Below are 25,366 nucleotides of genomic sequence, written 5' to 3'. Positions count from 1 at the left end.
TAACAAAAATTAAATTATGCAGGCATCCGTACCTGTTCGTTATGTAGTATAGAAGCTGTTTTGTAATACTTAAATAAATGATGATAGATCACTAATTCCTGGTTTCTTTGCCTGGCTAATAGTATGCGGTTTAACGACATATGTATAAAACTGCTAACAAGACTATCAAGGAGTTGAGTATAGTTTTCACAGGATGAAATGGCATTTTTCAATTCTCCAATCACCATTGCGGTGGTATTACTTCGGTTAAGAAAAATCAGTTTAAGTTCGGCTATGCCGTCACTGCTAGCCAGATCGTCAAAGACCTCTCCGATGAGTCGTCTGTTGATCCTGTATTTATCGTTCAGGGACATTTCCAGTTTCGTTTCTTTGGATGTTTTAGCGTGGTTGAACTCTTCAAAAAAGCTATTGTAAAGCGACTCTAAGAGTTTCACTTTTGTAATAGTTGAATAGCCAAAATCTGTCAGTAATTGATCGACGCTATAGATGCAGGCGATCCACCGCAATTCTTCAGATCTGAATCGGTCGACGGTTGCGATCACCTGAAGTGCTGTTTCGCTGTCCCTGAAAAAATAGCTTTCCGCTAAAGGCATCGTTTCTGTGCCATACCGCTCGTATTCCGGTTTATAAGTCTCCAGCGTGTAATTATTGATTACCCTATTTTCCGTTAATACCCTGATACCATTGTTGATTGCGTCAACAACTGCGTGCCAAAAACTCATATTTTGAGCATTAAAAAACCTTAGCCGTATATGCGGGTATGGATCGTGATATCGAATAAAAAACCATTTTTCGATCAGTCCTTCAGTTATCAGGTTTTCGATTATCGGGTTAATTGATCTTACCAGTAATCTGTCCGCTGTAGAATTCCCCATGTATATTTTGAAATAAATCCAGTCACTACCTGGCGGGTAATTTTTTTGCAGTCCGACGGAATGCTGGGGAAACCCGGTTTTGCGGAAACCAGACGGATTGCTGTATTGTAGTTGTTGTCCTTTTACAGGGATCAACAACTCACTAAAATACTTTTCATTTTTATCGCTGATGATGCAGTCTTCCTGATTCCCGATGTATTCCAGAATTTTGGTATCCTGAAGCTTAACACTGTCATAAAGGTGTCGGATACCGAAAGATGTGTCAAGATCCAGAATCAGTTCATTATCGAAATTCTGAAGTACAACAAAACGTGGGAGGTTATGAGAGATTCTCAACCTATTGATGACTGAAGCAGGGTCTGAGTCCTTTTGCTTTAATTCCGTGGTACCAAGCTTACCTAAAAACCATTGGGCCCTGCTCACAATAAATTTCTTGTACTTTATTCTTGGTAGAAACGGCTCATTTTCGTAGATGCGCCATTCCCAGTCAAATCCCGACTGAAGATCCTGATATTGCAATGCTTGCAAGAATTTATAAACAGCAAGCGTATTGGTTGCATTCAGCGAGTTTGATATATGTGGAAAAATTTCTTTATCCCGGCTTAGAGACCTCAATATAATTCTGTTGTTTTTGATTTTCACGACAAGATCGGTGAGCGCGATCCGTCCCTCTTCAGGTAAAGACGATGGGGATAGTATGGGTATCTCCATTTCTCTAATTACTGGTCTTTGAATAATATTCCCCAACCTGTCATCAGGTACATGGATGAGTTCCGCCATTAACAGATCAGGATTTGCAGCCTGTTCATCTGCTGCGCATTTTCTAAGATTGGCTGTCAATACGGCATCATCCACAGCAAATCTGCCGAAGATTTTAGTTACATGAGGAGTATTAATCCTTTTCGCCAAAAATTGGTATTCTCCCCGGTCAACCGCCTCAGCAGAAGCACCAATCAGGTTCCCTATTATTATCGATGATGTAGCGCGGCTTTGATTCCGATATTGCTTTTTTAGAATTTCTATTTCATCAGATGTTATTTCAAGTTCGTAGGCTCCTGACCTATAATATTGCTTTATTTTCATGTCTGCAAACGAATCCATTGCATCAGAAGTGCCTTTAGCAGTGTTTTTGAGAACAGGAACCTGGAGTTTATTTAATAGTGGCAGATCTTCAATCAATCCGCTTTTGGCCAGTCCATAACCGATACCGATCTCCGGATCCATTAATTCGAGTAAAGGGATTTCCTGGTTCTCATATTTATGAATGAAGTCCTTTTTAAATTCTTCCAGGGCAGGCATGCTATACAATGGCGCCACTTGCGATAACTCTTCCGCGGTTTTTACTATTTCGTCACAAAGGGAAGAATTCAATGTGTTTGGAACACTAACGTAGCTGTCGGTCTGAATTATTGCGCCTTTTAGATCCCAGCCGATTTTTTGGAGCAAATGCTCTACATTTTTATAAGTGGATATCCCTTGGTTGTTAATCAACTCAATCTGTATCCTTTTTAAAACTGAAATAGTCTCGGCTATTTCACTTACAGAGGACAGCCTTTCAATCAGATAATCAATCTGACTGTTAAGGGTCGGTTTTATATCGATTTCACTTATCAGAAACTGGTTCTTTATCAATCCATCCAAAAAAACTGCAATGTCTTTCCAATCCAGTCTAGGATTTAAAGACTGTAGAACAGCACCAAGGTCATCAAAGGTTTTTCCTTTCTTTGCTGCTTGATAGATCACTTCAATATAGCTGTTTATGCTCAGGGCAGATAATGAATATTCTCTGCGGTTACCCTTATATTTGAACTCATTATATCGGTATTTCCCGTCAATGGCTAATATGGTATCATTAGGATAAAACAGTACGTGCCTTTTTACAGCAGGTATGGAGTTAAGGCCGGCTATGATCTTACCGGTGATCCCGTTGTCGACTCTTGATCTCCTTATAATTTTTCGAGAAGAATAATCGATATTTGTGGGGTTCCCATCAATTACCCCATTGCTAATTAATGCAAACGTACCATAAGGTACAGGCCTGGTGCACATTCTAACGTAATATTTATGCAGAGTTAGCATCAGGCTGAAAACTTTCCTGGCATCATCAAGATGACCATCAAGCCACTGATTTAGTATATCATAAAGGTCTTTTGATGCCAGATAGATAGCTTCAACAAACAGATCGTCAGAAAAAAAAGATTTCAGACAATCAAAATCATTAAGGATATGGGCATTATCTATTGTTTCATTTAAAATTCTTAATTTGTTCATTGAGAAGCAAGGGGTTCTCAATAGATAGAAATTATAGCTTTGATTCATGGTATAGCGATAAATGAAAACCCCGGAACCGGTCACTGAATTTTTCAAAAAATATTTCCGCGCATCTTTTATCAGGCGACGGTTGTTGATTGTCATCATGAATACCAGGGTAGTTCGCGTTACAGGTAAAACCCGAAACACAGGTTATGTTGAATAGTTGCTACCGAGTGTATTTTCAGATTTTTAATAGTCAATCGCACAGTAAACCGCCCGCCGATCAAGCTAAGAAATAATATGCCGGGATAATCCAATGAGGACCATCCCGGACATATTAAAAAAGTGTAATTAGCAAGAACCACCGCGTTGGCAGCTGGTCCCGGCAGCGCATGAGTTTCCCACGCCACCGCAGGAAACAACGCCCACGCTTTCAACGCCAACGCCACCAGCGATTTCCTGCAATTGCATTTCATCTAGTTTAGCAATGGTTTCTTTGTCAAGTTGTAATGGATTGATCTCCATAGGTTTTTCATTTTTCATTTTTTGTAGTTTTAAAAGTTTGTCCTTACTCTATAGGCTTTTCAGGTTACGCCTTTGCTGTACAACAAAATCTTGATCTATAAATTGATATTTAAGATTGAGCGATCATTCTTTTCATATTTTATTGCGCACAAAAGCGGGCATCCGACGGCAAAAAAAGCGGGCTGTTAGCGCCCTGGGAAATAGAAGTCATGATGTTATGAAATGCAATTGGCTGCTTTAATAAAAGTAGTTCAAGCGGCCAGAATAGTACAGTTTATTACACCAATCTGATTATTGGCGAGACTAATCTTTAAGAACAAACGTTATTTCTAATACTCATTTAACCTATCATCCACCAGGGAAGCTGAGGGAAGCATATGGTTGTATTATGGAAAGGAGCTGCAATCCTGCTTGGGGTGCTGGGATGATATCGAAGATATGTCGCTGTTTAATTGAGATGGTCACCCGACCGGAGCAGATCGGTCAGTTCGGCATCGCTCAGGGTACGAAGACGGGGCATGACACATGGGGCTAATTTCCGAAGTTAGGGAAATAAAATCGGAAAACGCAAATTCCCCACGCGTCATGACGCCTTTTTGGAAACGATCACATGGAAGGTCGCGTAATTTCTTAGCCTGTACGAGTACATTTTAACAACCTGTACATCGAACCGGTATTGACGGTCCGGCGAATAGTAAGACGTCTGTGAAAGAAGGTCAAGATCAACATCGTCCTTAAATACTTTGAACTTACCATTTTCTAAACTATATAAGGTGATATTACAGGTTTCCTTGCCCGGGCTCACACTATTCACACCGATCTGGAACACCTTGCCGAACGTTTGGGCATAGTTCTTCGAGATAAATTTACTCGTGTCGGAAATGCTGACATAGTTATCGGTCGCCGGGGCGGTGATCGGCGGCACCGGGTTTGGAACGACATGCGTTCCCTGTGCGGTAACGGCCTGATTGGTGAGCTGGGGATCGATCTTGTTCAGGTTCCCGGTTTTTTCAGCGACCAAAGAAGCCTGTTCCTTGCGCAGCGAAGTAAGCGAGTCTTGTATGTGGCGTAGTTGCGCTTCTGCCTTGGGCGAGGGATTACCGGTTGCCGCATTGATCTTTTGCGCCTGCGTGTTCAGGATCATGATCTTTTTCGAATTTTCGATACTATCCCGGGTGATCGAATCATTCTTGGCTTTCAGCTCGGTCGTCCTTTTTTGACAGTACTCAAAAAGATCGTTCCAGCCTTGTTTATAGTCTTTATCGACCACCGAACAGGAAAGGAATTTGGCCATATCGGCCGCGCGATCATAACCTAAAAGGTTCTTCCCGAACAACTTCATGTAATTATCCAGGTACGGTTTGAGGTAGGTGCTTTCCGCCTGCCGGGTCTTTAACTTAAATTCATATTCCTTTAAGATAAAGGTCGTCACCGTGGTAAAAGCACCGATCAGAAAAGTGCCGAGAAACCACTTGTAAAAATTGAAGCGGATCTGCAGGGCACGGATCTCCGGTGTGTCGGATGGGGTCTTCGCCGCTCCTTTTTTGGCCGGCGCACCCGCAGCTTTCGCCGGAGGGGCTGCTGCTACCTGCTCATCTCCAGTAACCGGCTGCTCCGGTCCATCATTTTTCTTTGCCATTGTTTTATGCCGGTTTTTATGGTTTCTTTTTAATTACACTTAAGTTGAATAAGGGGATATCTACCGCAATAAAAGCGTTAAAATGCGGGGACAGGGATATCTGGTTGACCGGTGTGGTGGGCGGCGCGGTCCACTGGCAACCGATCCCAAAGGAAAGCGGAAAGTAAAATGGGAATCCATAGACGAAATGTGCACCGGGGGATACCAATCCGGCAAGGTTGATATCCTGCTCATAAGCACCCTGGTTATTTAGTTTATACTGGATCACGCTGCCGATATCGAATGGTGCTGCGAGCAAACTGAGGCTCCCGACCTTGCCCATGCCATGGCTGATCGTAAAGCCGATCGGCGCGGTGAAGCCATACTGGTTACTAAAGCCCTGACCTAAGGTCGATCCCCGCGCAAAGAAACCGCCGACATAGGCATTAACCGCAATATTGAAGTCTGTTTCTTTTTTTACGCGCGAACTGCCGGCCGGAAGTGCGTAAGTTTCGAGTAAGGTTTCTACCTCCTGGCTGTTGTTGGCTTCACTCAATGCAGCCAATAATTGGTAGTATTCGATCACCTTCGATAAAGCAAAAATGACATTCTTAGCGTCTTTACTCTCGGTGGACACTATGGTTTGCTGGTCCTGTAGTTTTTTTAGGCTGACCTGCAATTGCTGTATCTGCGAATTGACAGTGTTCTGGTTAGCGCCAGCCGGGGCTGCTGTTGATTTAAGATTGGCGATCTGTTGGTTAAGCGTTGTAATGCTGGCTGTAATTGTCGCGACACGACCGTTCAGGTCGGTTTGCAGCGCGGTCGTTACCGTATTCACATACGTTTTATCATCCTTTTTGCTATCTAAAAATTGGGTAACCACGTCCAGCAAATTACCCAGATCCTTCGCGGCCAGGCTGTAGTTCTTTTGGGAGATCGCGTTGATCAGGTCCACGCCGCCGCTGGAGAACGGCGGCCAGTAATCACAGGCCAGTTTGAAGTCCTGCTGGAATTGTGTCGGCGCAGCGCTGTTCGTTACATAAGGCTCGCACAGTTGGAGCGCCGTGATGAGCAACTGGTTGTAGGCGGTAAACCTTTCCGTTGAAAACACGGCTTTACCGGTGATCTGACCGGTGCCGGCATCCTGGTTTTTCAATGCCGCCAACTGGTCGGTCAATTCCTGTAATTTTCCTGCGCTGGCACCTACTTTATCCAGCAGGGCGGCAATATTGATATCGCTCGCTGTCGCCCAATTGCTGATCAGCTGGCCCGCGGTTTGACTGCCCGTTGCGCTGTAAACCGGGATGGTCTGTCCCGATTGATAAAGGAAACCGAGCAGGTAACGGAGCAGCTCGGCTTTATTAGCGGTATTTTTACCCGTTAACTGGTCGATCTCCGAGAGGCTGATATAGTTGTAATCGCCATTGTCCGGATCGGTAACAGCTCTTTTGCGCAGGGCATCAGAAGTCAGGCTCAAGACCTTTACAAAGCTCGCATAATTGTTGGCGGCATTCAGAAACGTACAGGTGTCCAGGTCATGCAGGGTTTTACTCAGGCCATTCCTGCCGTGCAGTTCATTGATCACCGCCGTTGAAGAAAATACGAGGGTCAGCGCCGGCACTTGTTCATTCAACAGCTGGTAACGCGGTATCCCATAAAGGTACTGCACATTACCCGTTAATTTGCTCAGATCTTCCTGAAGTGCTGCTTTCAATGCATTCAAGGTCTTGGCATATTCATAGGGAATGACCGGTTTGATCAGTGCGGTCGTCTTAGGGAACAACACCGCGAACTCCGGGTATTTGGCTAAAAAATCCTTTAGTTTTTGAAAAACAGCTATCGATAGCTCTTCACCGGCGCGCTTGATCAGAAAATCAGCGGTGCCATTAGCCAGATTGTTCAGCAAATTGCTTCCCACACTGCCGGCCCGCGGATCAACATAAACCCCGGTCATGCTTGCAGCGAGGTTGTTGCTGTTAGCAGCAAAGTTAACGGTCGTTCCGGTCAATAGCGCTGTAAAAAACTGATTGTTCTGGTAGGCCGTTTGTACCTGGGCCGGTGTCGCTGTTGTCGGCAGTCCGGCGTTACGGGCCAGTATCTGGCGGATGATGTCGGTTGCTGTGGCATCATCGCAGGTATAGGCAGCAGGCAGTGCGCCGCTCAGTCCCCTGTCTACGTGACCGGTCAACGGGTCGATGACCTGGTAGGAGGAATTCCCTGCCATTCCGGTAACGTCAGGCAGGATAACACCTTTAATGTGATGTCTGGCATTCAGCAAAGCGATAGCTTCATAAACAGCGGATTGTTTCGCAATGGTGGTTTGAGCAAATGACGATCCTAAACAGATCAGTTGCAGCAAGGTGATAAGGATGAAGGTGCGTGCGGTTTTCATGACATGGTATGTGAGATAGCGGTGATGGGTTGGCTGCGTTTTTGAAGTCGATCGGTCTCTTTTTGTAAGTGCCGGTCTGAGATCTTATGGATCGCTCCATCAGCCAGCCGGTATAAACGTTGCTTTGATGCGCTGGAAGCGATGAGGTGGATCTGGTGTGCAAGCGGGATATCGACATGTGCCACTTCAAAGACCTTTTTTTCCGAACGATAGGTTTCTTCCAGCAAATTAAGTGCAGTAACGAATTCATCGAGTTGATGACCGATGACCATGTGGGTAAAGAACAAACGGGCGCCTTTGTAATGAAAGTCCAGCGCCGCTTTAACTTCCTGCCCCTGGGATAGCAAAAGCCGGAAGCCGTCCGGAGCGTTCGGTAACCTACCGTCGGTTCCGGCGGACCCGAGTTGATAACTGCGGACGACCGCCGCGACGCGCAGCTGATCTTCTTCTATATCTGTTACTTTTAGCCGTCCGGTACGGATGAGGTGTTTGACCTGGCGCAACAGACGCCAGGTAACGGTCTTATCTTTATGGGTCGTAAGTTTTGACATGTTGATCAATGTGTGGTATAACTACGCAACCACTGCCCGCCCCAGTTCCGGTAGTTACTGCGCAGCTGGTTATAACTCATATGAAGTATAGCGGCGTCTCCCGGATCAGCCACCCAAACGCTGAGGCCGCCCTGGTTGTCCGGCTGGGCGCTGATGATCGACACGGCGTGTCCGATGCCTATACCCAGGCTCCCCTGGGGAAGGTACATCTGGCAAACGATCGGTCTGGCACCTCCCTGAATAAAGTTGATCACATCATTCGGAATCAATGCAGATGGATAGGGATTGCTCAAATGCCCGCTGGCATAGACGGCATCCCCAAGATCATGGGTCAGGTCACAGTACGGATTAAGCGGCCCCGAGGCACAGATCCCCCGCTGCGTTACCTGCGCAACGAACTGCTGCTGGTTAGGTATGTTCATATCCCGGTAGAATCGGCGCAGGGAAACCGCTGTGGCCGCCCAACACCAGTTATGCATCAATTGTCTTTCGACCGGGTAGCTGGGTGCCAGCGAACCCATCGTCCCGGGGCTGACCAGTCCGATCTGATCGTCGAGTCCGGCGTTCAGTTGCATGGCCGATCAATTAAAAGGGTAAGACTTTGGGATCCTGAAATTTGGCGGAAAGCGGTAACCGGCGCGACAGTGCTAACGCCAGCCCGAATCATAACGGGTGTTTTCATATATGACAAGTTTAAGGTCGCTAACCGATTAATAAATAACCGGTTACGGTGGTAAATATAATATTTTCATAAACAAAATCATATTTTTAAAAATATTTTTTCAGTCAGTCATAAGTCGCTCACCTTTGCTTATGGAAATATTACATTAAAAAAGCCCCCGGTTGATTTCTTACAACCTGGTCGTAAAAAATCTGATCATTGGTCATGCAGATATCAATTACGCAGACACCAGCGCCGTTATCGAGCTCTTTATTTACGGGCCGCAATTGCAACAGGTTGGTCTGGCCCTAACCGACAAGGGCGACTGGCATGACTTTCAGGAAGTAGCTGATCTGGAGAAGCTGAATATCCCCGACACGCTGATCCGCGGGATGCTGGCAACCATGATCAAAAGTTTCCAGGTGTTCAGCCGGGATAGCGCGATCGAAAAAAGGAAGGAAGTTTTTAATTTTTCGGTGGGCAGCGGAAGCCGGGTCTATGAACTGCTGATGATCCGCGATCTGAAGCCTTTTGCGACCGAGCGGAGGCCGCATGAAGCGTCAGTACTGTTGTATGACCCGGAGCAGTTCGATCTCTGGCGTTTTTCGGTGGCAGCGAGCGATGGAGAGATCGCGGCCGATGTGTTCGCTTATTTGAGGTGATGGTCAGCCAAGCTGCTGTAATTTCGCGGCGATCGCCTGCAGCAAACCGGTTTCCACCCCGCCGCTACCCAGCGCCCGGTCCCCCCTTCTTCATCAGGTTCAAAGGTCACGGTCGTTTCGCCGATGAGCACGGCCATGCGGTGGGTATAACCCCAGCGCTCGAAGCGGGCTTTGAGTTCAAGTTCTTCGCCCTGGTAATTGATGGGTAGATTAAACGGCTCGTTCATATCCTGCGGTTCCAAAGATACGTTGTGCTTCCTGGGGAAACAACGCGGAACCGCGCGGGATCTCCAGGACATAAAGTTCGGTGTCGAGCAGGCTGGCGAAAAAGAATCTGGCCAGGTTCTTCAGGTTTTCGGCGTCGGCGTCGCCCATGGCCTGGAACTGATAGACCGCCGCGACCATAAAACCACCCCGTTCCTGATACAGGGTGCCTAAAACAAATACTGTCCCCGGGGATGGGTGCGGCTGTGCTCACTCTTGCATAGATTTTCAGGATCAAGGAGAAAAGTTGGGATCTATTAATGATCGTAATTATAATAATCATTAACCCGATTACCTTATTCTAAATTCCCCCTAATCCTGAACGTGTAGCAACTATGCGTAGGGCTAAATACAGGTGCCACCTGTAACACGAGTTTCTGCCACGTCTCCAGAAATAATCATTATTATCAGATGCAGAAGTTATTTAATATTTTCAAAACCTGCCGGTATATCATGCGCCTCCAAGCACTTTCTCAATCGCTTCACAAATATTCATACTTTGCTGGCCTTTAATAACAAAGGCATCTGCCCCGCAACCGATCACTTTATCTTTAACACCCGGATCAAGTACTGATGAATGGCTGATGATCTTAATAAACGGCCAGTTTAATCTGATTGCTTTAACCGTTTCAAATCCATCCATTACCGGCATTTCCACATCAACGATGATCAGGTCGGGATAGTTAAATGTTTGTTTCAACATATAAATACAGTCAGCCCCGTTTACCGCCTCGAAAGCCAGCTTGTAATTTTCTTTGATCAGTACAAAGTGTAATACTTTGCGATATAGTTGGTCATCGTCTACGATGGCAATGAGTGATTTTTTAGGTTTAAGCATAACACATTCTTTAAATATAAATTAAAAGACAGTAGCGTATCCGGGGCTGTTACCGCTTGTTTTTTTTCTTTAACAGCTTATGCTGTGAGACGATTATTTTAACTAATATTACAATAACCGTATAAAAGCCGATGTTTTGACCAACGCTGCCAACACTTAGAGTCCTTTTCAAAAAATCCAGCATATCGGCAATCATCTCCTGTAGCTAAAATGTTAACAGTAAGCTATGAATAGCTGTTTTCCTTTGGCAACTTTGCCCACCTTTTGCGCTTACATGTGTAGCAATAGTATCGTCGTAGCGGTAGCCAAGACAGAAACTTTCTTGCCAAAGCCGGGCGGCGAATTCTATCCATGCCGGAACTACATTTACGGCACAACACTTTCGCATGCTTATTTTTTAGCAACGGGAAAATTTTACATTGGCTATCCAAATGGTTTATCAATCAATAGGTCAAATAATTAATTCTTTTGCCTGAGCGCTTTTTACTCTACGCTCACTTCATCCACTGCAATCAGGGGTTTTCTTTGCCTCGTTCCTTTAAACCAGTCGGGCAGGCGGTCGGGAAACCGGATGGTTACCCGCAGGTAGGAAAACGGTTGTCCCTTCAACATAAAATCGACCGGGTGTATTTCAGGTCTAATTGGCTCGTTAACGGCGGCTTTCAATTGTCGTTCTGCAATAAGTGTGTATTTTTCGCCGTCCGCCGAACCTTCCAAACGGACCTCATCCGGCAAAAAGATATAGTGGGCAGGGTCGAACAAAAAATTTATTCCCGCTTTTGCCGGAGTTATAGTGTGCTTAACCGGAAAAGTGATTACAAGGGGGCCTTTCTCAAACAGCAACCAGTTATAGCTATAATCCCTTCCGCCGGGTACTCCGTCTGTTAGTGTCATCGCGCGGTTGGCCGGATAATCCGGTATGAAAGGATGCGACAAAACCGGTATTACGCCCATGATTAATGAGGCGTGATGGGGTTGACGCAAAAGGTCCGTCCAGCTTTGTATATAATTTTGCGGTGTCCCGCCGGTCTCCGAGAATTCAGTGCCTCCTGCTTTTTGCACGTCATCAACAAAACGCTGTACGCGTTCCATCCATCCGGGCTTTACCTGCCCGGTGTCATCAGGTAACCTTGTCAGATAGCCAGCCTCGTGAACGCCATATGCGCGGGCCTGTTCAAGGTCAACATATTCTAAGCCCAAACGTAAGGTATTGATACGCTGCGTAAATAATGGGGTTCCCTTCACTGCCTCCAGTGCTCCGGCTAAGGATGTTTTATATTGCCTCATCATTTCCGCCGAGAGGTAATCGTTCCGGTGCGCTACCGGGTTGCTGTAGATATCGAGCGGGGTTTCAGTTTCATCCCGGGCTGCAATCAACTGATCGATATATTGCTTAACCTTAACTCCGCCTGCTCCGTAATATCCCTGCAAAAAATCCGCTTCCACATTCTTAGCCGTAACCGAGGGATCCCATAGTAATTTGGCCTGCATATAACTCGCATAGGCCGACATGTCGCTCAGTGTTTCTCCGCTACCCTGTTCAAAAACACCCTTGATACCATGGTTTAAAAAGTACTGAATATTGGCCTGGTAATGATCGTAAATAGGGAAAGGGCACAGGTAGGCTGTAAATTGTGTGGTGTAATCCCAAACAAAAAGGTTGGATGTAAGCTTTGACCATTGAGTCAGTTGCCGGCGGAATGCAGCAGCCCGCGGATCGGAAGCCAGTGGCTGTTGCCGTGTAGCGTCAATAGTACTCAACATCACGTAAACATTTTTGGCGGGAGTGGTGAGCTTCGGTGCTTCGGCAGAATAACCGTATGCAAGTGTTGTAAAAAACTGATCGGGAAAGTGGGCGGCTACACCGTTCACGAACCGAACTATTGAACCCTGGGGGCCGCCTTCTTCCGCGTCAACTTTTGCACAGCGCCCGCAGGTACAGTACCCTCCGCCGTCCATCTGCGCGATAGACCAGTACAAAGCATCCGGGTGCCCGGCAATTTCCCTTTTCAGGTATTTTATCACCAGGGCCTGTACATCCGGATTACTAAGGCAGAGCTGAGTGGCTTGCCTGCGGCCATTATTTAAGGCGAAATACTCTGGATGATCCTTAAAATATCGTTCAGGGGGAACCATCCTAAAAAAAGTATGGCCCCATACGCCCCAAAGGTCCTGGAAACGCTGAAGGTGATGCCAATCCAGGTATTCTTTATCAGCCGAGGGCGGGTAAAAAGACTCCCGGTAAACAAACGCGGGTTCATAACGCATATGCAGGTCTGGAGGTACATCCAGATCCGCTTTTTTGGTAACCGTTGCCGGTAACTGGTCGTACTTCCTGGCGCCGAACTGTTGCTCTATCAATTCATAAGCACCATACAAAATACCTTTGCCTGAACCTCCGTAAAGGTAAAGGCTGCCCTGATGCGCAACTATCTCATAACCTTCGGCTTTTAAAGCCTTAACCTTTTCCGGATTTGCCCGTACTGCCGCATCGCCGATAAACAGATGATGCGAAAAGCTGCTGCCTGGTGCAGATAATACTGGCAGCGTAGCGCCGGTTATACGCTTTACAAAATCCTGCAGAACCAGGGCCGAGGTTTTTTCGACCCGCGTAGGCGCTGTCGGCAGCACGATGTCTGCCGTCGGCTTTCCGCCGATAACCAGTTGGAGGTTACCGGCATGGCAGGCCTGTATCAATAAACCTATTGAAAGGAACAGCGGGGCAAAGAGTGTTCGGGATGTTATCATAAGCATTGATCGGCAATCAGGGAAGGTTGTGGTAACGCTGGCAATGAAGAATATAAAAATGCTTCAACCTGCAGTAAAAACCGGCTCAGGCGTTCGCGCGTTTCATAATAGGGTATGCCTATCCGCAGCATGTTTACAGTTTCGCCATTGCTCAGCCGGCGGCGTTTAATGCATTTGATATGGATGTTCATGCTATGCAGGTAGAGATATAATGGAAACGGATCATAATCAGGGAATGCGATTACCAGGCAGGGAAGCGGACCATCCTCAGGAAAGTAATAATCAATACCTGCATCTGTAAAAATCTTACTCATCCAAACTCTTACAAAACCGTTAAGTTCGCAGCTTCTTAACCATATGGCTTCGGGGCCGGTTTTACGATACAACTCAAGGCTTTGGTGTAACTGGGCATAAAGCTGAAAATCCTGCCCGCCAGGCAAACTGAACCCATGGCTCTCTTCTTCCTCAAAAAGTTGCTGGCCGTTCCAGAATAATGCACCCAGCCAATCGGCAAACGAATGTTTTAACCAGGTTAAACCACTTCCGTTCGGGCCAAATAGCCATTTATGCGCGCTCCCGGTGATAAGATCGGCTACCCCGATTGGTATCTCATGAATACCCAGTGATTGGGCAACATCCAGGATAAGCCATGCGTTGGGCGCAGCATCTTTAATAAACTTTAAACTTTGGTTATCCTGCGCCTGCTTGCCTGTATCATAATAGGTATGTGACAGCAGTACGATATCAGGCTGCATTAACTGTAGCTGCGGCAGCAACCAACGAGGGTTTTCCAGCGTGGCATCGTCAAGATAATGAACCTCGTACTCCGGCAATTGCTCAAACGGGCCTATCCCGCCTGGATGTTCATGCATACTGGTTACTACAATAAAAGGCCCCTTTCTGCTCTCCTGAAATTTACGCAGGATAGTGAGCGCAACCAGGTTCATCATTTGCGATGTACTGTAGGTGACCGTCAAACGATAACCGGGCGACGGCCATAGGATTTCGCATTCCTTCCTCACCTTTTTATAGGCGTTACGCGAACCGGCATATTGCGCCAGGGGATTCCCCCTTAATTTACCGGAATTTACGTTTAGGAACTTACCGCTGCCGAAATCAGCTAATGTACCCAGGCAGCCTGGATTAAGATTTAGTTGAGGCGAATCAAAATGCTTTTTGCGGATATTTTCCCAATACCACTCATCAGCACCTTCAGATGCTTTAGCTACGTTATTTTCATGCGGCTTTAACATATCTGCCCAACTAATTGATGGTATAAAATAATCCTCGGGCAACGGCTTTTTGCAGCTTTGCAGTACTTCAATGGTCTCCCGGATCACGCTGCGAAAGTCGCTATGAAAAGCGTCGTTAGCTTGCAATGAACTTTCTACCTCATAAACGGCTTTAGTATCAACATCTTCTTTACGCAGATCCTCAATGTGCTCCAATCGTGCTACAATTCCGGCTTCAAGGGCAATCCCGGCGATATCCGCAGCAAGTTCATTGATCGAATAATGGGTTTCCGTAACATGGTTGATCACCCGGTGTTCCCCGGGAGCCGCGGGCTCCAATACAAAACGGGCCAATGAATTGATAGCGTCGCGCAGGGCCATAAGGCCGGTACGCTGGTGGCCCCGGCCATAAATGGTAAGCGGGCTCCCGCTCACCGCCTGCATAATAAAACGATTGGTAACGGTACCAAAAACAGGATCGTAATCAAAGCGCGTACGCAACTGGGGGTCTGACGCCATTTCTTCTGTCAGCACACCGAACACGGTAGACTGCATCACTTCCGTAATACGCAAATTCCACATACGCGAAGCCATCCCGACATAATTAGAGTCGTTGATTTTAGATATGTGGTATACATCATTGGCCGCGCGTGGGTAAGGCATGTTCTGGCCGGAAGACATCCCCCGGTAATCCGGTTGAAAATAGCCTTCAGCAACGGGGATACCTCCTTTGGCATATTCACCGAAAGATCCTAATTTAACGATATGAGCCAGCGGAATATGCCTGCGCACAGCCCATAGCAGGCGCATATTACCTTCTTCATTGTTTCGCAGCGTATACAGGGCGCTCTCCATGCTCATCATCGAATAAGGAGCAGAGCATTGCTGCGCCAGGTGGTAAATGGTATGCGGACGTTCAGCGGCAATCAGGTCATCTAACTCGGCCGAACAGACATCGGCAAAGCGATAATAAAGGTTGGCGGCTTCATGACGCTTCCGAAAGGCGGAAATGCGCTCCGGCAGCTCAGGAACAGGCAACAAGGGTTCAAACCCCATTTTCCCGATAGTATTTCTGCGCCACAGGTTGTCCACAATGATAATCTTTTGGTCCGGATAGTTCAGGGCCAGTTTCATGGCCAAAGGCCAGCCCAGGTACCCGTCTCCACCTAAGATCAGAATTGTATTTTTCATGATGTTCAACGTTTAGAATTTGACGCGAAGCGATAATTGCAGATCATATTGGTTATAAAAAGAATTATCGGTGATCTTCTGATTGGTGTAGTTACCTGCCAGCCCGATAGAGGTGCGGTAGCTGAATGTTCGCCTGTAGGATGCCCCTACGGTTCGGCTAAGTATTCCGCGAAGTCTCGGGAAAGTGATCAGCCTGTTGATATCGTCTGGCGATGAACCCAACCCAAAATTCGCTTGCAGCAAATCCTGCTCGGTCAGGTTATACCGGGCAAGGGCAGTAAATGCAAAGTACGCGTTGCTTTTTTGTAAGATGCCGAATAGCCTGGTATTAACACCAAAAGGCCCGAATTCCTTACCCAGGCCGGTTACTGCAGATAAAACGCTAATGCCGGCAACTTCAAAATAGCGGGCACCGAACTCCGTCTCTATTCCATTGCCAAACGTTGGCAATAACGAATAAGCTATCCTGTATTTTGGCAGGATCACGTTGTTGGATAAGCCCAGGCTCGCAGTCCAGTAAAGTGTTTTGCTGTACTTATAACTTAGGTTGCCCTCCGCCATAACGCCTGTGCCCTGCTGACGGCCAAGAAAGGTGACGGCACCGCCGTAACTGATTTTCCCGGTATCGCTGCGGTTATAGTCCAGCATAGCTATGTTATAAGCAGTGGGTGCGCTTGCGCCATCCACCGATGAAAACGAGCTGTTCAACAACGATAGCCCAAATGAATTGTACAGGGTTTTGCCACGCAAAAGTGCCGCGTAATCTTCGTTCTTAACAGTATTATAGCGCTTATTTAAGGTGTCGGCATAGTTTGCTGCCTCGCTGTACCGTTTAAGGCTATCCAGTATAATCGCCTTTCGCAATAAGAATGGTTCGGCATACTCGTAGCGGCGCAGCGCTTCATCCGCGGTGCCAAGTGCCTGCCCGAACCGCCGCTGTTCTATCAGTATATTTGTTTTCAACAGCAACGCCACCGAATCTGCAGGCTTGATGGCTATAGCACGCTCAACGCTGAAAAGCGCGCTGTCCGCGAGCTTCCTTTTGCGGTAGTCCTGACCGGCTGCCATCCAGGCATCGCCTGCCATCTGCCTGTACTTAACATTAAACGGAAACTCCCCGTAAAGTGCTCCGGCCAGTTTGCCAGCAGATGCATATTGCCGGGCATTATATAGTACAGATGCCTTTTTTTGCAGAAAATCCCTGTCATCGGGATAGCGGGTTAATGCGAGGTTTACAGTAGTGAGCGCTTCGGTATAACGTTTTTGAAGGTCAAGTGTATTGACAAGGTAATTCAGTGCATCCCTGTTGCCCGTGTCTTCTTTCAACACCTCACGTAAATAACCTTCGGCTTCGTCATATGCCTCGGCAAGGATGCAGGCATTCGCCGCGGCCAGCCTTTGGTCAAGGTATAATGAACGCAGTTCCGGATCGTCCGGGTTCTGCTTAAAAAGCTGTTCGCTGAGTTTGGCAGCTTCGCGGATCTTACCGGCCTGGGCAAGAATACCTGCCTTCTTGATCTTAAAGGCCGCATTGGCCGGATAAAGTTCAATTGCTCCGTCAAGTTCCTTTAAGGCGAGGTTCAGGTCATTCTTTAGCATGAAACCATTAATCCGCCCCTGTAAGGCTGTCTGGTTTCCGGGCTCCAGTAAAAGTGCCCGCTTGTAATAGATAAGCGCACTATCTGCCGATTGCTGCTGTAAGTAATAATTACCGCATGAATTAATGGTCTGCATCACCTCCGACTTGAAGGTTTTGTCACTGTTTGCATTATAAAGCCTGGCGGCAAGGTCGGCTGCAGCTTTGTAATGATGAAGTTGATATTCCAGTGCCATCTTTTGTCTTAACAACTGATTGTTCCCGGGTTCGCGCTGTAAAGCGCGATCTGCCCGGTAAAGTGCCTGGTTCAAATCGCCCATTGAGGTAGCCTGACCGATCACCTTTTGCAAAGCCTCCTGATCATTCGGGTTTTGATCAAGAACAGATTGATATAAAGCATAAGCCTGGGTGTTCTGGTAATGTGATGCGGCTTCCTTACGGAGGGAAGTGTTCAGTATATTCGCCTTTTTATCATTGGGATAATACCGTAAGATGGTGTGCAAAACGTCGAGCGCTTCGGCGTAACGGCCGGCTTCCTGTAATAAACCAAGCTTATAATAAAGGGCCTGGTACGATTTACTGTTAGCGTTCAGGGCCTCATTTGCCTTGGCAATCTTGGCATCGGTGTCGCCTCCCTTTGAAACCAGGCCGTTCAGTTTATCTACCAGGTCCTTGTTGGCAGGTACAAGTTCTAAGGCCTTTTCATAGTTCTTCCTGGCCATGTCGCTCAGGTTATTCCGGGTATACCAATCGGCCTTGGCCTCATAATGCCCGGCTACCGATTGCCTGGCACCCTGATCTGTAGGATATTGCCGGAGCAGCGATTGCGCCCAGGAGTCGCCATCCTGAAAACTTTTCAACAGATCGAGGATATTTAATTTTTTTACAGCGAAAACTTTATTCTGCGGAAAATAAGTAAGCGCCAGGTCGGTGTATTTTAGCGCATCCTCGTTGTGATTGGTAGAAAGGCACGCTCCGATGATGTAATAATAAACATCTTCATACCTCGGAGATGCTTTGATAACCAGTTGCGCTGTTTTTATAGTTTGATCATAGCGTTTCGCGTTCATATATAATTTGGCAAGCAGAACCTGTGCGTCGATATGTTTTGGGTTAAGCATTACCGCTTCTTCCAATAAAGGGATAGCTTTTGCCTGCTGTTTAGTTTTGCTTTCGGCCAGGCCCTGCTGGTAAAGCTTTTCAGCCTTTACAGAGTTCCAGGTTTGGGCATAGAGTATATTTCCCAGCAACAGGAAACATATTGTAATAATAAAGAAATAGGTAGGCCTCATAAATATGGGTAGGTTTATGCTTTGTCTGTTATTACTGTTGATGATGAGAAGCCTTTCCGCTGCATATTGCCCCAAACCAGCTTTTTCCTGAACAGGGATTGAACATAGCCCTTCAAACTAAAAAAAACGATGAGGGGATGGTAAATAAACGGTTCGGCAAAGGCCGTAAGGCAAAGGCCTATCACCTCTGTAGTTTTGCGATAATGACGTTCGGTCAGTTGATCCCACAATACGGCAATAGCGCTGATAAGCACCGAAAACATGTAGAGGAAACAAAGTAAGATGAAGGTGTTTCTCCAGTTGATGGCGCCAATGGCGATCAGGTAGATATAAAATATCAGCCCTATTGTTTCGAGCATCGGGGCAAGAAATTCAAAAAGGAAATTGTAAGGGAAAACAACCATCCCAAGCCTTTTGAACTTTGGATTGAACAAAACATGGCTATGCAGGCGCATGATCTGAATCAGGCCACGCGCCCAGCGTACACGCTGCCTGCTGAATACCTTAAGCGTTTGGGGGCCTTCGGTCCAGCAAAGCGATACGGGGATATACCGGATAGCATAACGTTTGTTGTTCTGGATCATATATACGCTCATGCGTGTTACGATATCAATGTCCTCGGCAAATGAGCGGGGATCATAACCGCCTACCTTTACGGCGATACGCTTGTCGAAAAGGCCTAATCCGCCGGATACGTTGGGAACACAGTTAACCGAGCTCCAGGCCATTTTGGATAGCAGGTAAGCCCGGATGTACTCCAGCTCCTGGAAACGGGGCAGCAGTTTACTTGGCGGCCTAAACCGGGTAATAACCCCGTTATCCACATCAGACGAGTTGATCATCCGCAACGGTGCCCCAACCGCAATCACCTGCCGCTGGCCATCCTCTACATGGATATAGCCCGTATCGGGGATAACCTGTATATCTTTAAGCCTGTTCCGGCTTTTCTCGTCAAGGATGGGCCGCATAAGGCGCGACAGGGTATCCTCATGCAGGATGCAATCCACATCTGTACAGAGAAAGTAGTCAAACTTTGATGCATTGATACCCGCGTTTGACGCGTCGGCCTTACCCTTGCCATTCTCTTTATCAATCACCAGCAGTTTGTCGTAGGCCTTATCCCTTGAACGGAAAAAACGTTTAACGGGCAGTGTCTTGATCCGCTCGTGGTAGGGCAGATCAACTTCCCGGAGATCAAAACGGCTGATCAGTTTCTCCAGCGTGTCGTCGGTACTGCCATCATTAATAATGATAACCTCATATAAAGGGTAATTAAGGTGCATCAACGCAAAAACATTGTCTATGATCGTGAGGCCTTCATTGTAGGCAGGGGCGATCACAGAAATTCCGGGAGACAAGGGGCTTGAGATAACGTTCTGGGTATAATACCCAATATTCTTCCTCGAATAAAGCCGCATGTGTTTATAGGAGAGAACCGCCATCGTAACATAAACGGCCATTGTGACGGTACTATAGGAGAAGATAAACCATTGAAAAATATCTATTATGTGTTGGATCATATCCTGGTTTAATTAACATTCATTTAAATAATAGTTCAATACGCGCTGTTTGCGGTTTTGGAGGTTGTGGGCTTGCCATGCCAGTTGTCCCTTTCGTATCAGTTTGGCCAGTATACCTGCCGCATGGTTCTCAATTTCAAAATCAAGGGTTTCCAGGAACTGATCTTTCAGGAATTCAATAGCCGCTGGCGTACCGAATACGCCCAGTGCGAACAAGATTTCGCATTGGCATTCGATGGGTTGGTTAGGGTAGATCCTGATCAGGTGCTCCTGCGTATGTACAGCCTGCAAATGTCCAAGCGCGTTGATGGCATGTGAACGCAGTGTATGATCATTGACATTCAGAAGCCCTTCTATACTATCAATGGCTTCTGCGCTCTGTTCGTGCGCGGCAAGCTTCATACAGCAAATAACAACCGTTTTATTACGTGAATAGCGAATCCAGTTGGCAAAATTAGACTTGGCGGCATCGTTTGACTGGTCGAGTATCCGGAAGAAACCGATCAGATCCCAAATACTCAGCGGATCGCGCACCTCATCAAAAAAGCGAAAAGGTTCGTTTTTGCTGAAACGCATAAAAGCGCTTCGCGCTGCCGAGCGCAGTTCCGATACGTCACTCAGGTTGAAGCGGAGGATATCGATATCGGATATGGCGTAGTCCATCAATGTAAGTTCATGAAGCCCCTGAACATTAACCGACCAACGCTTAGATCTTATTTTACGGAGCGAATCCTCATTAAGCCCCAGCAATACATAGATCTTTTGCAGGATCAGGGCATTGGTACCGGCTACATGCCAGCGGAGCCTGATCAGGGTATCTATCAGCAATTGCCTGTTCCTTTTATCCATACCAGACAGCTCGTCCAGTACGGATTGATCTAAAAAGAGTGCCGCATGCTCGTCGTCAGAATGCTCATCAATAAATTGAGGCAAAATCTTCTCCACAATTAACTGATTCAATTCTTCCTGCTTGCGCTGATTCCTTGCGTCCCGGTTTCGTTTTACAGCAATAGCTGTATAAACAACAAACGTCCCCACAAGAGAACTTAGAATGATGTATTGAATAATAGTGATAAAGAAAGTAGGGGTAGTCATGATAGAAAATGTATCTTAAGGGCTGATGTTTTTGGAATAACTAATTATTCTTGCTTAAGCAGCGTTACACGCGTTGCTATATTGCCCATATCAATGCCTACAGGGGTTTTGGAGCCGTCTCCGGTAAAACGTAAAGAATTAAGCAGGTAACCTTTCGCTGCCAGTGTTTCAGGTTCTTCTGCAACACGGATATCAGCAATATCTCCAAACTCCTGTGTAATGCATTCTAAAAGGTCGTTATAATAAACACCTCCGCCACACAGGAATATTCTGTTGGTCTTATTCAGATTTCTGTCACTGATAACGATATGGAGGGCCGGTGATACGATCTCTGTATAGTAAGCCTGGATGGCCCTTTTTCTTAATCCGCTCAGATCAGTCTTTTTCCGGTTTATAAAAAGATACCCGTCACGGAAAGCTTCGTTCAGTTGTTGTACATTCTTAAAGGCCAGGTCATGCGTCTGCTGCAACTCTTCCCGCATAATATTTACAGCATAGTGCACTCCCTGCACACTCATCATCGCGCTCTCCACAACACCCTCGTTTGTACTCAGGCCTGTTTCCAGCGTACCAAACCCCAGGCTCAGCACAAAGAAAGCGCCATTAATTTGATGAGGCCCCCTGCGTAAGGCTATCATACAGCTTACAATCTCGGGCAATACTTCTACCTGGTCAACCATTACAGTAACCGGCTCGGTCGCATCTCCGCCGTAAACCCCCGGATCCCATTCAATTTGGTGACGGCCAAAAAGTTTTTGCTGTGCAAGATCTTTATAAAGGCGATAGGTACTGTTGGGAAAGCCAACGGTAACAGCCATCGGCATCGCTGTTCCGTTTTTCGCGATCAGCAGCGCCGCCTGGAAAAGCAGTTGGTATTCGGGTGTGGCGGGGCCAATGTTAAGCGGCCTGCGTGGGTTTTGGCCTTCGTTTAAGGCCAGGTTACCGCAAATATACCAGGACTGCCCAAAGTGGATTTTTAAACCGCTAAGTAAAGAGTTTGCTGTGTTGGTTAGTGAGGCATTGGTTGTTTGCAAAAGGCTTGGAAAGGATTGGGTTGTATACATATTGGCATTTTTAATTGTGATCTGTTTAGTTTGAGGTTTACCACCACCTCTTACCGGAGATAGCGGGATCAGCGATTGGAACGGGGCGCCGGATAACTATCTCTTCGCCTGGGATACCGACGGGCAGCTCTGCTGTTACTTCTACCTTCTCCGGTTCCGCAGCCCATGTATAATACGGAGAAGTTTCTTCGGGCACCGCCATTTCAATCGGCACTCCCATAACACTGGTAACGCGGCCTTTCACGGCCGAAAAAACTTCATCATCGGTGAACACCGGAACAGGGATTTGAACTTCTTCATAGCAAAGCTTTTCCAATCCTGATCCGTTAATCGGCTCATATTTGGGTACTAATACAGCTTTTATGCGCTCCATGAGTTTTCCAATCACCAGGGGCTTTTTAAAATAATTTTCCCGCGGAATATCTAACCCGTCGCGAATATGAAAAAAGCTCATATTGGAGGTTATAATCACGGTACTTCGCGGTGAATTGCAAAGTATCCTGTTAACAATTTCATACCCATTAGCAAAATGCATATGCATTTCTGTAATGACGATATCATATTGGTTCTGATCCAGCAACCGGAAAGCTTCCCTGCCATCAGCGGCAGAATCAAGCCGGAAAAAGTTATCCGGAACTGTTTTTTTTAGTATTTTTCGCATCAGCATATCGCTGTCTACATGAAGTACTGAAAAGGTTTGGTTTACAACACCATTTCCCTGGCAAAATTTGTCCATGAATAATAGCTTATTTATTAGTTTTTGTCGGATAGCGACATTACAACGCCCTGCTGCCTCCTCCTCCGATTAGGGCCCGGCGCCTATCCTTTGTTGATTTATTTTCCTTTCAATTAAAAGTCGTAGTCTATTACAGACTTTTTTTCACTTTTTATTACTTGTGATTGAGACACTTAATTTTTAACAATTGTTGAAATGCCGGGAAAACGTGTGCGGAAGCCTTTAAAGCGTTATTAATGAAATTAACTAAGAAAGAGCGTTTTAACTTTTGTATAAATAAATAAAATTCTATATTCGCCCATCCTTCAGTAGTCTGTAATAGACCAATTTTCTTCCTAAATTGGCTGTAAATTAATACGATACGACTTCATGGTTACATTTTCATTTAAGTTGACCGGCGAATCAGCGTCTTGTAATATTCTATTGCAGATCCTGGGCCCCGAAGGTCAAGTTTATCAGTTACTTACCCCGCTCCGCATTAAGAAAGAACTGTGGAACGAGCAAAAACAACGCCCTAACAATCTTTATCTTAAAGTTTGCAAGACACTCAATAAACGCCTTGACAGATTGCGGATAAGTGTTTCTACTTACCTTGAATCAATAGGCTGGGCTTTTGAAAAGGTATCGGTAAGGGCTTTAACGAGCCGCATAAGGAAAGAGTTGCATTCCAATGAAGTAAAAGATTCGCCGGAAAGTCTTTTGTGGAACATAAAAAATTATATTTCCTCCCGGTCTCATCTTATTTGCAAATCAACACTTAAACGATATAACGTTTTTCTGAATTTGTTACAGCGTTACGAAGGAGATAGAATGCGATCGCTGAAGATTGAAAACGTCAATGCAGCTTTCGTTAGTGAATTCATTAATTTTTGTAAAAGGGAAGAATATAACAATAGCACCACTTATCGAACAATCAACTTCATCAAAACGGTTCTCAACCACATGGAGAAACGGGGCGTCCGAACCTTTGCCTATGAGCTTGAATTGCCTAAACCAGATAAGAGAAAACCCTTTATTACGCTAACGGAAGACGAACTGGTGAAGATTAAACGGATGGAGCTGGCTCCCCGCCTGCAGGCCGCAAGGGATTGGCTGATTATCAGCTGTTATACAGGGCAACGTGTATCTGATTTTATGGAATTCAATAAAACGATGATCCAGTTCATAGCCGGAAAAGAATGTATTTCGTTTATACAAAAGAAAACGCAGCAAAACGTGGTGCTTCCGTTACATCCCGCTGTCCAGATAATCAAATCAAATAATGGCGAGGATTTCCCCAAAAAAATTTCTCCTAAAAGTTATAATGAACTTATCAAAGAAGTGGTGCGCTTAGCCGGTATTGATAACCTGGTAAGTGTTGGCAAGAGAACAGGTTTTAGAGCATCCACAGAAATAATCCCGAAATGGCAGGCAGTAACAAGCCACATTGGTAGAAGGAGTTTTGCATCAAATTTCTACGGAAAAATTCCCACCGCGCTGTTGATGGGAGCTACCGGACACAGTTCAGAGCAAATGTTTCACAGGTATATCAACCATATCGACACAGAACGAATATGCACTTTGCGCTTATATTTTGAAGAAGCATACAAAGATAAGTTTGGATATTCTTCTGAAAAATGACAATGCATTTCGCAAAGGGAAAGATTACTCCCACGTAAATTAAGCATCCCAAAGCTGTTCTGTAAAACAACAGCGATCGTTTTTATAGATATTTCGGATAAGTATTAAAAGTTGGAGTGGGTTAAAGGCAGTTATTAATTTTAGTGAGTTTGAAAGGGAAGCCAGTAATATCTCACGGAGCTCCGGAATTAGCGATGAAAGCGTTAACCCCGGTGTCAAAAATTTCGGCAGAAACATTAGGCTACCTCTTTATTTCCTACTTTTGTATAAGTCATTTGAAATCAGACAGCTTTACATTAAGTCTAATAATTTATTTCACAAACGTTTTTCAGTTCATCATTAGGCTTAAGAAAGTGAGAGAACATTTTCCAAAACGCAGCCTTTCTTTCTTTGAGCGTCTTAAGGTATCGATTATGAGTGATCTTTTTTCTCATATACCACCAGGCTCTTTCTACAGCATTTAAATCGGGACTGTATGGTGGCAGGAAAAACAACTCCAACTCAGGGTTCATCTCCAGCCATTTGCTTATCCTGTTTGCATGATGATAAGCAACATTGTCTAAAACAATTATAATTTTAGGGGCACCCTTGTAGACGGAGAGTACTTTTTTGAGATGTTTCTTAAATGTATG

The 25,366-nt window shown here is 45.9% G+C and carries 18 protein-coding genes; 2 read left to right on the top strand and 16 right to left on the bottom strand.

The genetic code is table 11. From position 1 onward, the window contains the following. Positions 1 to 14: 14 nt before the first annotated feature. From LX99_RS22430 to LX99_RS26505, 6 genes are all read right to left on the bottom strand, one after another. Positions 15 to 3,293, bottom strand: a complete 3,279-nt coding sequence (locus LX99_RS22430; protein ID WP_109609870.1) for a lantibiotic dehydratase — start codon at positions 3,291 to 3,293, stop codon at positions 15 to 17. A 186-nt stretch (positions 3,294 to 3,479) separates the two neighbouring features. Continuing rightward, positions 3,480 to 3,671, bottom strand: coding sequence for a class I lanthipeptide (locus LX99_RS22425; RefSeq protein ID WP_109609869.1), 192 nt, complete (start codon positions 3,669 to 3,671; stop codon positions 3,480 to 3,482). A 565-nt stretch (positions 3,672 to 4,236) separates the two neighbouring features. After that, on the bottom strand, positions 4,237 to 5,292 hold the full coding sequence (locus LX99_RS22420) for a hypothetical protein (RefSeq protein WP_109609868.1): 1,056 nt from the start codon (positions 5,290 to 5,292) through the stop codon (positions 4,237 to 4,239). Positions 5,293 to 5,308: 16 nt separating this feature from the next. Then, a complete protein-coding gene (locus tag LX99_RS22415) occupies positions 5,309 to 7,663 on the bottom strand; it encodes a hypothetical protein (protein WP_109609867.1) in 2,355 nt (784 codons plus the stop codon). Further along, a complete protein-coding gene (locus LX99_RS22410) occupies positions 7,660 to 8,214 on the bottom strand; it encodes a hypothetical protein (RefSeq protein ID WP_109609866.1) in 555 nt (184 codons plus the stop codon). Before LX99_RS22410 ends, LX99_RS22415 begins: the two co-directional genes overlap by 4 nt. A 5-nt stretch (positions 8,215 to 8,219) precedes the next feature. Further along, a complete protein-coding gene (locus LX99_RS26505; protein ID WP_407937413.1) occupies positions 8,220 to 8,507 on the bottom strand; it encodes a hypothetical protein in 288 nt (95 codons plus the stop codon). Positions 8,508 to 9,057: 550 nt separating this feature from the next. Here LX99_RS26505 and LX99_RS22400 point away from each other — a divergent pair. Then, positions 9,058 to 9,537, top strand: coding sequence for a hypothetical protein (locus LX99_RS22400; RefSeq protein ID WP_109609864.1), 480 nt, complete (start codon positions 9,058 to 9,060; stop codon positions 9,535 to 9,537). Here LX99_RS22400 and LX99_RS22395 read toward each other — a convergent pair. From LX99_RS22395 to LX99_RS22350, 9 genes are all read right to left on the bottom strand, one after another. Further along, entirely contained in the window at positions 9,525 to 9,836 is a 312-nt protein-coding gene (locus LX99_RS22395) for a hypothetical protein (protein ID WP_146203194.1), read from the bottom strand. The genes LX99_RS22400 and LX99_RS22395 overlap by 13 nt on opposite strands. 416 nt (positions 9,837 to 10,252) lie before the next feature. Next, complete coding sequence (locus tag LX99_RS22385) at positions 10,253 to 10,639, bottom strand: response regulator (protein ID WP_109609861.1); 387 nt, start codon at positions 10,637 to 10,639, stop codon at positions 10,253 to 10,255. Between the two features lie 483 nt (positions 10,640 to 11,122). After that, positions 11,123 to 13,387, bottom strand: a complete 2,265-nt coding sequence (locus LX99_RS22380) for a DUF4838 domain-containing protein (protein ID WP_170122772.1) — start codon at positions 13,385 to 13,387, stop codon at positions 11,123 to 11,125. Further along, a complete protein-coding gene (locus LX99_RS22375) occupies positions 13,384 to 15,810 on the bottom strand; it encodes an aminotransferase class V-fold PLP-dependent enzyme (RefSeq protein WP_109609859.1) in 2,427 nt (808 codons plus the stop codon). Before LX99_RS22375 ends, LX99_RS22380 begins: the two co-directional genes overlap by 4 nt. Positions 15,811 to 15,822: 12 nt before the next feature. After that, positions 15,823 to 18,699 carry a tetratricopeptide repeat protein gene (locus LX99_RS22370; RefSeq protein ID WP_109609858.1) on the bottom strand — a complete coding sequence of 959 codons (2,877 nt, stop codon included), beginning with the start codon at positions 18,697 to 18,699 and terminating at the stop codon, positions 15,823 to 15,825. Between the two features lie 14 nt (positions 18,700 to 18,713). Then, entirely contained in the window at positions 18,714 to 20,219 is a 1,506-nt protein-coding gene (locus LX99_RS22365) for a glycosyltransferase family 2 protein (protein ID WP_109609857.1), read from the bottom strand. A gap of 12 nt (positions 20,220 to 20,231) precedes the next feature. Beyond that, on the bottom strand, positions 20,232 to 21,314 hold the full coding sequence (locus LX99_RS22360) for a HEAT repeat domain-containing protein (RefSeq protein WP_146203193.1): 1,083 nt from the start codon (positions 21,312 to 21,314) through the stop codon (positions 20,232 to 20,234). 44 nt (positions 21,315 to 21,358) lie between these two features. Then, positions 21,359 to 22,399, bottom strand: coding sequence for a ParM/StbA family protein (locus LX99_RS22355; protein ID WP_407937414.1), 1,041 nt, complete (start codon positions 22,397 to 22,399; stop codon positions 21,359 to 21,361). A gap of 16 nt (positions 22,400 to 22,415) precedes the next feature. Next, complete coding sequence (locus LX99_RS22350; RefSeq protein ID WP_109609855.1) at positions 22,416 to 23,114, bottom strand: response regulator transcription factor; 699 nt, start codon at positions 23,112 to 23,114, stop codon at positions 22,416 to 22,418. A 369-nt stretch (positions 23,115 to 23,483) separates the two neighbouring features. On the opposite strand from LX99_RS22350, the gene LX99_RS22345 reads away from it, so the two are divergent. Next, positions 23,484 to 24,734: a phage integrase SAM-like domain-containing protein gene (locus tag LX99_RS22345; RefSeq protein ID WP_109609854.1), complete on the top strand. Its 1,251-nt coding sequence runs from the start codon at positions 23,484 to 23,486 to the stop codon at positions 24,732 to 24,734. Between the two features lie 302 nt (positions 24,735 to 25,036). Here the strand turns inward: LX99_RS22345 and LX99_RS22340 are convergent. Beyond that, on the bottom strand, positions 25,037 to 25,366 hold a 330-nt coding region (locus tag LX99_RS22340; protein WP_109609853.1), incomplete at its 5' end, for a transposase.

It is taken from the genome of Mucilaginibacter oryzae, assembly GCF_003148845.1.
GTDB classification, from domain to species: Bacteria; Bacteroidota; Bacteroidia; order Sphingobacteriales; family Sphingobacteriaceae; genus Mucilaginibacter; species Mucilaginibacter oryzae.
The sequence above is the reverse complement of the archived record's forward strand: the minus strand, read 5'-3'. Positions and strand labels throughout refer to the sequence as shown.